Source organism: Agrobacterium salinitolerans, from assembly GCF_027498475.1.
GTDB classification, from domain to species: domain Bacteria; phylum Pseudomonadota; class Alphaproteobacteria; order Rhizobiales; family Rhizobiaceae; genus Agrobacterium; species Agrobacterium salinitolerans.
The window spans coordinates 334,046-344,555 of sequence record NZ_JAPZLN010000003.1 but is presented as its reverse complement, the minus strand read 5'-3'; the positions used below and the strand labels follow the sequence as shown (position 1 = coordinate 344,555).

The window sequence follows — 10,510 nt, the reverse complement described above, 5'->3', positions numbered from 1 at the left end:
GCGACGGCGGCGAAGTGTCGGCTTTTTAACAGTTTTTAAACCTGAGTTTCACGCTGAACGCCTTGTTTCGCATAAGTTTAACATAAATTAACCATAGCAGAAGATTTTCGCCTGCGTCACGCCGTAATTTAAGCCGATAGCAGCGGTCCGGATGCGTGAATACGACACAGATGTGACACGAAACAGGAAACGGCGAGACAGGAATTTCATTCATGGCAGCGGTCAGTATTGCTTTCGAAGCTCCCGACAATTGCGGCGGCGCACCCGCCGCCGGTAAAAAACCTATCGATTTCGATCATCTTGCCCGCCAGACAATGGGCGACAAGGATCTGGAGATCGAGGTGCTGCAACTTTTCAGCCGCAACGCCCGCGCCGCCCTGCATGACATGGCGGACGCCGATGACAAGGCCGTCATGGCAACAGCGCACCGTCTTAAAGGGTCGGCCCAGGCCGTCGGCGCTTCCGCCGTTTCCGCGGCCGCGGCCGTGGTGGAGGACAAGGGCAATGACAGCGCGGCGATTGCAAAACTTGCGGCGGCCATTGTCGAAGCTGAAAATTTCATCCTCAAGCTTTGCCGCTGAGGCGTAACACATCAAATTTGTCATTTTGCAAGGCCGGTTGCGTCTGCGCGCCCTTGAAGCGGGTTGCCAAGGCGGACCGGCCTTTCTATGTGTTTAGAACAGTTCTTAGATCACATTTTGGATTTCCGGCATGACAAAACTGACCATCGTTGCCTTTGACGGCACGCCCCATGAACTCGACGTGAGCAACGGCTCCACCGTCATGGAGAATGCGGTGCGCAACTCCATTCCCGGCATCGATGCGGAATGCGGCGGTGCCTGCGCTTGTGCGACCTGTCATGTCTATGTCGACGACGCCTGGGCTGAGCGCGTCGGCGGACCGGAACCGATGGAAGAGGACATGCTGGACTTTGCTTTCGACGTGCGCCCAACCTCGCGCCTTTCCTGTCAGATCAAGATGAACGACGAGCTTGATGGTCTCGTCGTCCATGTTCCCGAACGTCAGGGCTGAAATATTTCGTCATTGCTAAACGCAGAAAAAGCCCCGCTCACCTGGTAGCGGGGAGCGGGGCGAGGCGGGTACGCAGCATGCAGGCGAGGGAGGAAACACCTGCGAGCCCTCAAGTGCGCACCGGGAGAACCGGAGACGGCTGGAGCCTCAAGCCGCTTGGCCGAATGATCCCATACCGTACGAAGAACGTACAATGAGTCTTGGCGACGGCACCATGACGAGAATTCACGGGTGATATCGGACATGACGTAACGTCATGTCCGTGCTCGATGTGAAGCGAATGGCATAGGGTGTGAGACCGATCAGCGGCGGTTCTGACCCTGTTCGAGCCGGTTCTTCAAAAGCCGGGTCATGCGGGCATCGAAATTTTTTGATTCCACCACATCGAAGCGCAACTGATCGCGGTCGTGTTCGTCCATCACCGTCTGGGTGATCTTACCGACCATTTTCTGCAGCGTCTCGCAGCTTTTCTGCGGCCGAAGCCCCGTCAGCTGCCTTTCAAGCGAGCGAGCATGGGTGCGGGCGATTTCCGCGTGGCGCTCCTCGTGGCGTTTGATATCGGCAAGCAGCGTATCCCAGATGAAGGCCAGTTCCGCCGTGGTGCGGCGGCGGTTTTTCCATTTCGGCAGGAGAATGCGAGTGTTCAACACTACTTTGGCGGTTCCGACGCTGCAAAGGCCGTTTTTTTCCACATAAGTGAGCTCGCCGCCGAATTTGATTTCGGTGGCGCCAGGATGGCGCGCGCCGGTATTGCGCGTCAGCGGACCATGTCTGGAAAGCTGCTGGTCGAGATCGGCGGCGGTTTTGCCGCTGATCGAAAAATAGGAATAGGTCTTGCGGACGATTGTTTCGGAAGAAGCCGATCCGGGCAGGGAAAGCGCCAGTGCGGCCGCTAAAGCGGCGCAAAGAGCACGTGATGATTTGGTCATGACCCGGCCTTCCGGTTGAACTCGAAAAAGGTTTGCTGCATAGGCGGAGCGGAACTTATAACAATTGGCATAACACTCCGTTAGTCCCGAAAGGCGCGTGTTACGTGATAACAGTCGGCAGCAACGCGTGGCAAGCGGCCCATGGTCGCTCCCTGAAACTTGATGGGCGTGGCCGTATTATGGCCATCGTCAACGCAACGCCTGATTCCTTTTCCGATGGCGGCCGTTATCTCGCCGTCGATGCGGCTTTTTCCCATGCGCTGACCTGCGTGGAAGAGGGGGCTGACATCATCGATATCGGCGGCGAATCCACGCGGCCGGGTGCTGCCGCTGTCACGGAGGCAGAGGAACAGGACCGGGTGCTGCCGGTCATCGAGAAATTGCGCCGCGAGACCCATGTGCTGATTTCCGTCGATACCTATCGTGCGTCGACGGCAAGGCTGGCAATTGGAGCGGGCGCACATATCGTCAATGACGTCTTCGGCCTGCAGAAGGACCCTGACATGGCGGGCGTGGTTGCTGCCACCCGCGCCGGTGTCTGCATCATGCATACCGGCCGCGACCGGCAGAAGCTTGCCGATGTCATCGCCGACCAGTTCGAATTCCTCAATCGCTCTCTCGAGATAGCCGAGGATGCAGGCATTGCCCGCGACGCCGTGGTGCTCGATCCCGGTTTCGGGTTTGCCAAGGATGAAAGCGAAAATGTCGCGCTGATGGCCCGTTTCGCGGAACTTGCCGCTTTTGGCCTGCCGGTTCTTGCCGGCACGTCGCGCAAGCGTTTCATCGGGTCGCTGACTGGCAGGGATGTGGCGGAAGAACGCGATATCGGAACGGCTGCGACCACCGCGATCCTGAGGCTTGCGGGTGCTTCGATTTTTCGCGTGCATAATGTCGCCGCTACCCGCGATGCATTGGCTATTGCCGATGCGGTTCTTGCCAAATCGTCGGCAAAGGCCGATGCGTAGATTAATGAGTGCCGGAATGCCGTGTCCGAAGATGCGCGGCTTTCAGGTGAACAATCCTGCCATGGAGGCGATGCGATGAGCCGCTATACCATCATCCTGAAAAACTGTTCCTTTTTCGCCCGTCATGGCCTTCTCGAGCAGGAGGAGGTGCTGGGCCAGCGCTTTTTCGTCGATGCCGAGATGGAGGTCGAAGCAGGTGATGCGCTGGAAACCGATGATATCGAAAATACCGTCGATTATGGGGTGGCCTTCGCCGTCATCGAAAAAATCGTCGTCGGGCAGCGTCGTTATCTCATCGAGGCTTTGGCGAACGATATCGCCAAGGCGCTGCGCGCCCGTTATCCGCAGATCGTCTGGCTCAAGATCACGGTGCGTAAACCCTCGGCGCCGGTTCCCGGAATTCTCGACTATGCGCAGGTGAGTGTTGAACACCGTGCCTGAAAAGATGACCGTCGCCGCACTGGGCCTCGGCGGCAATATCGGCGATCCCACTGCCGCCATGGCGCGGGCGCTGCGCGAACTCGACGCGCATGATGATTGCCGGGTACAAGCTGTTTCCGGCCTCTACCGCACGCCGCCCTGGGGAAAGACCGATCAGGCGGATTTCTTCAATTGCTGCGCCCTCGTAGAAACGTCGCTGACTGCGCCGGCGCTGCTGCAACTCTGCCTCGATATCGAAAGGGGCATGAAGCGGGTGCGAACGGAACGCTGGGGACCGCGTACCATCGATATCGATGTGTTGACCTATGGGAATGATATTATCGTTACAGAGAGCATCGAAGTGCCGCATCCGCGCATGGCGGAGCGCGCTTTCGTGCTGATGCCGCTTGCCGATATCGCGCCCGACCTCGAGGTAAAAGGTAAGCCCGTGCGGGAATGGCTTCAGCAGGCGGACAAGACCGGCATTGTCAGCGCAAACGAAAAACGGGAGTGGTGGACACTCCAGCTTGGCGATGGCTGAGAAGAGTAGGGCTTTTAGGGCTTGATCGAACCGACGGCGAGCTGGTCTATATCGCGCGCCAGCGTCACACCGATGACCGGAATCATCTGATCGGCGACCTTGACGGAAATTGTGATATTCATCGAATTGTCTTTGGAGACGCGTGCGACCATCGCGCCATTCAGCTTGGCGCGATTGATGCCGACGACGACCTTGTCGCCGCTGACCTGACCTGAGGTGATGTCCAGTCCCTTGCCTTCGGCGCCGTCGAGGAACTTGCCCTCGTAAGAATTGCCCTTCTGGCTGATAACGGCCGACATGGGCTGGCTGAAGACGCCGACGCGGCAGGTGCCGCCGAGCTTGATGCCGGTCTGCTTGTCGTCGAGCGGTTCGCCCGTCAGATCGCAGGTGAACTTCGTCCCCTTGTATTTGCCGGCGACGATTTCGCCCGGGCCTTTCCAGACACCGGCGACCGAGCGGAAGAACACGTCGTCGCGATCGCGCGATGCTGCCTGCACATCAGACATGCCGAAACCGCCGCTGACGGACAAAATGGCGGCAAGCCCGCCCACAAGCGAAAAGAAGCGCGAATACATGATACTTTCCCCGGCGAAGAAGCCTGTTCGATAGGCTGCAATCTACCGGTGGAATGGTTAATGCTTGGTTTATTTCGCTCTCATTTACGGCTTCATCCGTAACCTTTTGAACCGCGAATGCCCGGCGGATCAGGCTCTTTCAGTGTTTTTTCCACCGCTTAAATCAGGTGTAAGGTCGGACATGAAATCGCCGATGCCCGGCCGCTTCACCGCCCTGAACGGAAGCGGACGGCAAAGGTCCATGGCGGCAATACCGATTCGCGCCGTCATCAGGCCATTGATGACGCCTTCGCCGAGGCGGGCGGAGAGTTTCGAGGCAAGGCCATGGCCGAGAACCTGCTGGGCAAGCCCGTCGCCAACGGCGATCGAGCCGGTGACGGCAAGATGGGCGACGACATCGCGCAGGAGCTTCAACATGCCGAGCGTGCCGGGACGGCCGCCATAAAGCTCCGCCATGGCGCGCACCAGCCGCGTCACTTCAAACAGCACATAAGCGAGATCGACCACCGCGCGCGGGCTGACGGCGGTGACGACGGAGACGCGCTTGGACGAATTGAGAATGAGGGCGCGGGCCTGCCGGTCGAGCGGAACGAGCAATTCACGTTCGGCAAGCTCGATCAGATGCGGGCCGTCGATCACGTCGTTTTCCGTTTCCTTCAGCGCCGCACGTCCCTTTGCCGTTTCAGCCCGGTGGGAGAGGACGGCATTCAGGCGGGTGACGATGGCGCGTGCGGGTTTCGGGCTCTTGTCGAGTGTCGCCGTCTCGGCATCGGCCTTCAAGGATTGCACGGCGTTGAGCCGCATGATGCCGAAGACCTCGCGGCCGACAAGGGCGAGAACGGCGAAAAGCGCCACAATAAGAGCGATAGTGGCTGTGTAACCCAGCCAGTCGGAACGGGAGAACAGGTTGCGGATGAGTTGATCCGCCCAAAGCCCGAAGGCGAGCGAGAACAGGACGCCAAGCGCGCCGAGCGCAAGCTTGCCGAAGGAGAATCGGCTTTTCTTCGGAGACGCCACCGGCAGCGTGGCCGCATCAATCTCCTCAGGCGCCAGAAACGGATCGTCCTCGTCGGGCGTCAGCGAAATCTCGGCGTCGAAGCTGCGCGGCGCGCGTTTTTGTGTGGCGGCCGGCCGTGCCGTCTCCTCGGTCTCGAGCGAGAAAGCGGCGGGACGGCGTGTCTGCGGATCGTTTTGTGTGGGAACCTTCATGCGAGCTTGTCTCCGAACAGGAACTGCATGGCGCGGTCGAGCCTGATATGGGGAACGGAAAGCCGGATGCCGCCACTGCCCGGCTCGTCAATGTTGGGCGGGCGAAAACGCACGACATTGACGTCAGGCAGTGTCGCCTTGTCGCCATCCTGGTCGATGCTGCGGAACAGCGGTTCCGGATCGTCGGGCAGGTCGCCCGGGAAGATCGCCGTCTTGCGATTGCCGTCGAACGTCTCGCCATTGATGGTTTCACCCGCCATCGGCGTGCCGACGATGACGGGAAGCTCGTGGCCGTCCTGCCGCACGCTTGCCTCACGGGTGGCGCGCACGGAGGCAAGCGCCATGACCTCGATGCCGGCGCCATTCATTCCTATAGTGGTGATGGCGCGGTCCACCAGACGTCGGGTCAGGCGCTCCAACCGGTCATGGCTTTCGTGATGCAGGTGATCGGCTTTGGTGGCGGCGATCAGCACCTTGTCGATGCGTCGGCCGATCAGCGATGACAGCAGGCTGTTGGTGCCGGGGCGGAAACAGGCAAGAACATCGCCGAGCGCCCGTTCCAGATCCTGAACAGCTTCCGGTCCGCGATTGACGGCCTGCAGCGTGTCGATCAACACGATCTGCCGGTCGAGGCGGGCGAAATGCTCGCGGAAGAAGGGTTTGACCACAATCGACTTATAGGCATCGTAGCGCCGTTCCATCATGGCGCGCAGCGAGCCCTTGGGCGCTTTTTCGTCTGTCAGGCCCGGAAGCGGTGCGAAGGTCAGCGCCGGCGATCCCTCCAGGTCGCCGGGCATCAGGAAACGGCCGGGCGGCAAGGTGGAAAGCGACCTCTCGTCGGATTTGCAGGCCTTCAGATAGGCCGCGAAGCTTTCGGCCAGACGACGGGCCGTCATTTCATCGGCGGGCGCGTTGATGTCGAGCGAGGAGGCGATAGCCAGCCATTCTTGCGCCAGTTCGGCGCGGATGCCGCTCCCGGCAAGGGCGACCGTCGCGTCGCTGAACTGTTTATAGTCCTGCGACAGAAGCGGTAGATCGAGCAGCCATTCGCCGGGATAATCGACGATATCGATGGAGAGCTTGCCGGCCGAAAACCATCGGCCCCAACCGCTGGCGCTCTGATAATCCAGCGTTATCCGCAATTCCGAGATCGCCCGTGTCGAATCCGGCCAGAGCCTGTCGCGTACCAGCGCCTGGATGTGGTCTTCATACTGGAAGCGGGGTATGGCGTCGTCCGGTTGCGGCTCGAGGCGAACATTCGAGACGCGCCCGGATCGCATGGCCTCGAACAGCGGCAACCGGCCGCCATTCAGGAGGTTATGGACGAGGGAGGAGATGAAAACCGTCTTGCCCGCCCGCGAAAGGCCGGTGACGCCAAGCCGCAATGTCGGATGGGTGAGGTTGCTCGCACGGTCGGCCAGATTGTCGAGAGCGATCAACGCGCTGTCTGTCAGGGACGTAAGGGAAGGCGGCAATGGCAGTTTCCTGGCTGTTTTTCACGGTCACGGCTTCATATAGGAAGTTGCGGCTGGCCAAAAAAGAAGCGCTCCAGCGGGTTTTCGGCAGCGATGCCTGCCGGCGCCGCTGTTGCCCGCGGCGGCAGCTATTTACCCGGTGCGAGGAAATCGATCAGTCGCCAGCGGTTTTTCCCGCTTGCAGCGCTGTCGTCCTGATCCAGAACCGCAAGACCCGATGTGGGAAAACCCGAGGGCAGGGCGGCATGCAGCAGATCCTCGCCGATCATGGCTTCCAGCGTTGCTTCCATGGTGGGGTTGTGCCCCACCAGCATCACCGACTGCACCTCCGTCTGCGCGGCGATGAGCGACAGATAGGTCTCGCTGCGGGCATTATACATCTCATCGACGTAGAAGATGTTTACGGCTTCGTTGAAGGCACGCTGCCAGGCCTGCGTAGTCTGCCGGCAGCGCGCGGCGGTGGATGACAGAAGCAGATCGGGACGGTAGCGCCGGTCGGCGGCAAGGTCGGCGATAACCTCCGCCTCGGCAAAACCCGCTTCGTTCAATCCCCGGTCGAAATCCCGCTCTCCCGGCGCCGCCCAAGCGGCCTTGGCGTGACGCAGAAGGTAAACTCGGCTCGGGGAAGATGCTGTCAAGGGCGGGGACCGGCGTTCGAATGTCAGGGCACGGGTTGAATGCTACAGGATAGGGTTGCAGGACCGCAAGTCCTCTTTCCTGTTGGTAAGTCGCGTTGAAGTGATTGAAGAAGAGTTCGCTTCAATACGAATAAAGGATAAAAAATAGTCATTTAGATGATTTTTGTGTCAGTTTTAAAAATGCCTGAAAACTGATCTGCAGACTTGAATCGTTGACTATCATTGGAGTATACACCGCCGCATTGAGATGTTCTTCGAGGAGAATCGCGTTGAGTGAGAAGATCGATCTTAGCAAATATGTGCTCTCGGAAGACGATGAGTTCATGAATGCCAGCCAGCGGGCTTACTTCCGCGCGAAGCTGGTCGCCTGGAAAAATGACATCCTGAGAGAAGCGCGCGAGACCCTCGGACATCTCGCCGAAGAAAGCGCCAACCACCCTGATCTCGCCGATCGGGCTTCTTCCGAAACGGACCGTGCGATTGAACTTCGCGCCCGTGACCGTCAGCGCAAGCTGATTTCCAAGATCGATGCGGCTCTTCAGCGGATCGAAGACGGCACTTACGGTTACTGCGAGGAAACGGGTGAGCCTATCGGCCTCAAGCGTCTGGACGCCCGCCCGATTGCAACGCTTTCCATCGAGGCGCAGGAGCGTCACGAGCGTCGCGAAAAAGTCTATCGCGACGAATAAGGCGCTGCGGCCGGCAGGTCGGCGAATCGCATGACAAATAAATTAAGGGCACGGAAATCGCTTCCGTGCCCTTTTTCTATTTCAAATTTCTGACCGGAAGACCTGCGCCCGTCAGCGGTCGCGGGTCACGGAAAGTTCCCCGAAGATACGCGCCATTTCCTTCTGCATGTCTCCATCCGGTGAAGCGCCGGTGACAGGCGGGGAAGCTGGCTGCGGCTTGATCTGCTTTTCCCCGACAGGGGCGATGGACGGTTCGTTATCCGCCTTGCTCTTGGCGATCTCCGCCTCAAGGAAGCTTTCGAAATCGCTGGCGAGCTCATCGGAAAATTTCGGCTCGGCGTCGTTCGAAGCCACTGCCGGATTTTCAGGCTTGGGCGGGAAAGGTGCGGGCGGCGTCGTCTGTCCCGGCTTCAGGTCTGGAAGGACGCGCTCCCGCGCAGCGTCGAGAAAATCGGCGGCGATGGACTGGTCGATCACCGGCTCTCGCGCGGCAAAGACCGGCGGGGCGAGTTCCGCAGTCCGTTCTTCCGCCTTTGCCTCGACGGGCGCCGGTGCAGGTATCGGCGGTGCGACCGGCGCCGGAGCCTGCACGACGGGCTCGGCTCGCCTTGGTTCCGTTCGGGCCGCCGCCATGTCGAGCGATGCCGCCGCCATCGGCAAGACGGCAGCGACCGGAGCCGTTGCAACCGGTATCGGCGGCGGTGTGGCGCGCGCGGTCTCCCGCTCGGGTGCCGCCTGTCGTGCCGGCGGCGCGGTTTCGCGCGCCGGTGCAGGCGTGCGTACGGGCTGCGGCTGGGTCGATGGGCGTGGAGGAAGCTGAGCGGCGGCCGCCGCAACGGGTGCTGGACGCGGGGACGGCGCAGGTGCCGACGGCTCCGGCCGCTGTGCTTGCTTCACGGGTTCCTCAGGCACGGAAACGGGAGCCGCAGCCGCAACGGGCTGCTGTTGCGGCAGGGCGGGGCGACGTTCCTGCTGGATCGCCGGCTCGGCTCTCTTCTGCTCGCTTTCCTGGCGCGGGAGCGCCTTCAATTCCGGCTCCTGCACGTCCCTGACAATGGGGATCGCGCCTATACCGCTCTCGATGACGATATCTGTAGGGCCGCCGATCATGACGAGATGCTCGACATTGTCACGGCGCACCAGCACCAGACGGCGGCGTGCGTCCACGGCTGTCGCATCGAGGACCTGCAGGCGCGGCTGCCGGTTGCGGCCGCCTCGAATGAAAGGGGCCGAACCGCTGCGTCTGCGCAGAAGCCACAGCGCAATCGCCAGAATGAGCAGGGCCACACCCACTCCAACAACGGCGACGATGAGACGGTTTCCATAAGCGCCGATAAAATCTTCCATCATGGAGATCATCCCTTCAGATTTTTTGGCTTTTTCGTTTCTTGGGCAATTAATATTGCCGTGGTTCTTATAATGTGAACATCAAGCAGGAAAAGACGATTTTTTTAGGCCCGATACAAGGTTTATTGATTTCGCCCACAGGATTGCCGCCTCAACCGTAACGACGCCACCAACGCGCCAGATCTCGTCCTTCAATGCTGAAAGACAGTGAAAGTTGCAATTCTTTTGCCGAAGGAGCGTTCCGGGATGTTCCAGTCATTACGCATCGATAGCTCCCTAGCGCTGCGTTTGATGCGTATTGTTTTTCTGTTGCCATCGTTTTACGCGTTTCTATCTTCGATGGCGTGGGCCGAAGACAAGGCGCCGGATAGCGCAGCGACCATGGCGGAGTTCGTGCGCGACAATCCTTCCTGTGTCGACTTCACGGACGGATGCTCGGTTTGCACCGTCACCGATGGCAAGATCGTCTGTTCCGCGCCACGCATTCAATGTCAGGTAAAGGCGTTGACCTGTACCAGGCCGTAGTCTTTTAAGGCTTTTATACACCTTTCAGGCCGTTTTCGCTGTGCGTTTTTAAGCCTTTGTGTCCTGGCGGAGCTTTTTGCCGGTCAAGCGAGTTGCTACAAGAAATTTTAGTGTCCGATTCCGTCAAGGGAATAGGGCTGACCGAATGACGACCTGCACGACTGC

The 10,510-nt window shown here is 59.8% G+C and carries 13 protein-coding genes; 7 read left to right on the top strand and 6 right to left on the bottom strand.

What is annotated here, in order from left to right:
- Positions 1-212: 212 nt before the first annotated feature.
- A complete protein-coding gene (locus O9X91_RS13670) occupies positions 213-581 on the top strand; it encodes an Hpt domain-containing protein (protein WP_142912154.1) in 369 nt (122 codons plus the stop codon).
- Positions 582-711: 130 nt separating this feature from the next.
- Positions 712-1,032, top strand: a complete 321-nt coding sequence (locus O9X91_RS13665; protein WP_003502527.1) for a 2Fe-2S iron-sulfur cluster-binding protein — start codon at positions 712-714, stop codon at positions 1,030-1,032.
- 302 nt (positions 1,033-1,334) lie between these two features.
- On the opposite strand, the gene O9X91_RS13660 is transcribed toward O9X91_RS13665, so the two are convergent.
- Positions 1,335-1,961: a DUF922 domain-containing Zn-dependent protease gene (locus O9X91_RS13660; protein WP_137410232.1), complete on the bottom strand. Its 627-nt coding sequence runs from the start codon at positions 1,959-1,961 to the stop codon at positions 1,335-1,337.
- 179 nt (positions 1,962-2,140) lie between these two features.
- Here O9X91_RS13660 and folP point away from each other — a divergent pair, with 179 nt between their 5' ends.
- The 3 genes from folP to folK all read left to right on the top strand — a co-directional run bounded on the left by folP (position 2,141) and on the right by folK (position 3,887).
- Positions 2,141-2,926, top strand: coding sequence for a dihydropteroate synthase (gene folP / locus O9X91_RS13655; RefSeq protein WP_142912155.1), 786 nt, complete (start codon positions 2,141-2,143; stop codon positions 2,924-2,926).
- Positions 2,927-3,001: 75 nt separating this feature from the next.
- Positions 3,002-3,367: a dihydroneopterin aldolase gene (gene folB, locus O9X91_RS13650; protein WP_063951134.1), complete on the top strand. Its 366-nt coding sequence runs from the start codon at positions 3,002-3,004 to the stop codon at positions 3,365-3,367.
- A gap of 4 nt (positions 3,368-3,371) precedes the next feature.
- On the top strand, positions 3,372-3,887 hold the full coding sequence (gene folK, locus O9X91_RS13645; RefSeq protein WP_193559314.1) for a 2-amino-4-hydroxy-6-hydroxymethyldihydropteridine diphosphokinase: 516 nt from the start codon (positions 3,372-3,374) through the stop codon (positions 3,885-3,887).
- A gap of 14 nt (positions 3,888-3,901) precedes the next feature.
- Here the strand turns inward: folK and O9X91_RS13640 are convergent, their stop codons facing one another.
- The 4 genes from O9X91_RS13640 to O9X91_RS13625 all read right to left on the bottom strand — a co-directional run bounded on the left by O9X91_RS13640 (position 3,902) and on the right by O9X91_RS13625 (position 7,751).
- The gene (locus O9X91_RS13640; protein WP_077982391.1) at positions 3,902-4,462 is read right to left on the bottom strand and encodes a hypothetical protein; all 561 of its coding nucleotides are present in this window, start codon (positions 4,460-4,462) and stop codon (positions 3,902-3,904) included.
- 129 nt (positions 4,463-4,591) lie between these two features.
- Positions 4,592-5,671 carry a YcjF family protein gene (locus O9X91_RS13635; protein ID WP_142912156.1) on the bottom strand — a complete coding sequence of 360 codons (1,080 nt, stop codon included), beginning with the start codon at positions 5,669-5,671 and terminating at the stop codon, positions 4,592-4,594.
- Complete coding sequence (locus tag O9X91_RS13630) at positions 5,668-7,146, bottom strand: YcjX family GTP-binding protein (RefSeq protein ID WP_142912157.1); 1,479 nt, start codon at positions 7,144-7,146, stop codon at positions 5,668-5,670. Before O9X91_RS13630 ends, O9X91_RS13635 begins: the two co-directional genes overlap by 4 nt.
- Before the next feature lie 128 nt (positions 7,147-7,274).
- Positions 7,275-7,751: a SixA phosphatase family protein gene (locus O9X91_RS13625; protein ID WP_244614236.1), complete on the bottom strand. Its 477-nt coding sequence runs from the start codon at positions 7,749-7,751 to the stop codon at positions 7,275-7,277.
- A gap of 302 nt (positions 7,752-8,053) precedes the next feature.
- On the opposite strand from O9X91_RS13625, the gene dksA reads away from it, so the two are divergent.
- Positions 8,054-8,473: an RNA polymerase-binding protein DksA gene (dksA, locus tag O9X91_RS13620; protein WP_003496274.1), complete on the top strand. Its 420-nt coding sequence runs from the start codon at positions 8,054-8,056 to the stop codon at positions 8,471-8,473.
- Positions 8,474-8,584: 111 nt separating this feature from the next.
- On the opposite strand, the gene O9X91_RS13615 is transcribed toward dksA, so the two are convergent.
- The gene (locus O9X91_RS13615; protein WP_162520367.1) at positions 8,585-9,832 is read right to left on the bottom strand and encodes a flagellar biosynthetic protein FliO; all 1,248 of its coding nucleotides are present in this window, start codon (positions 9,830-9,832) and stop codon (positions 8,585-8,587) included.
- Between the two features lie 195 nt (positions 9,833-10,027).
- Between O9X91_RS13615 and O9X91_RS13610 the strand changes: the two genes are divergently transcribed.
- Complete coding sequence (locus O9X91_RS13610; RefSeq protein ID WP_244614229.1) at positions 10,028-10,345, top strand: hypothetical protein; 318 nt, start codon at positions 10,028-10,030, stop codon at positions 10,343-10,345.
- Positions 10,346-10,510: the final 165 nt, after the last annotated feature.

Bases quoted from the DNA above. Each gene is read 5' to 3' on its own strand.
- O9X91_RS13665 (WP_003502527.1), top strand. From the start codon at position 712: ATGACAAAACTGACCATCGTTGCCTTTGACGGCACGCCCCATGAACTC.
- O9X91_RS13615 (WP_162520367.1), bottom strand. From the start codon at position 9,832: ATGATCTCCATGATGGAAGATTTTATCGGCGCTTATGGAAACCGTCTC.
- O9X91_RS13670 (WP_142912154.1), top strand. From the start codon at position 213: ATGGCAGCGGTCAGTATTGCTTTCGAAGCTCCCGACAATTGCGGCGGC.
- folP (WP_142912155.1), top strand. From the start codon at position 2,141: ATGGCCATCGTCAACGCAACGCCTGATTCCTTTTCCGATGGCGGCCGT.
- folK (WP_193559314.1), top strand. From the start codon at position 3,372: ATGACCGTCGCCGCACTGGGCCTCGGCGGCAATATCGGCGATCCCACT.
- O9X91_RS13640 (WP_077982391.1), bottom strand. From the start codon at position 4,462: ATGTATTCGCGCTTCTTTTCGCTTGTGGGCGGGCTTGCCGCCATTTTG.
- folB (WP_063951134.1), top strand. From the start codon at position 3,002: ATGAGCCGCTATACCATCATCCTGAAAAACTGTTCCTTTTTCGCCCGT.
- O9X91_RS13635 (WP_142912156.1), bottom strand. From the start codon at position 5,671: ATGAAGGTTCCCACACAAAACGATCCGCAGACACGCCGTCCCGCCGCT.
- O9X91_RS13660 (WP_137410232.1), bottom strand. From the start codon at position 1,961: ATGACCAAATCATCACGTGCTCTTTGCGCCGCTTTAGCGGCCGCACTG.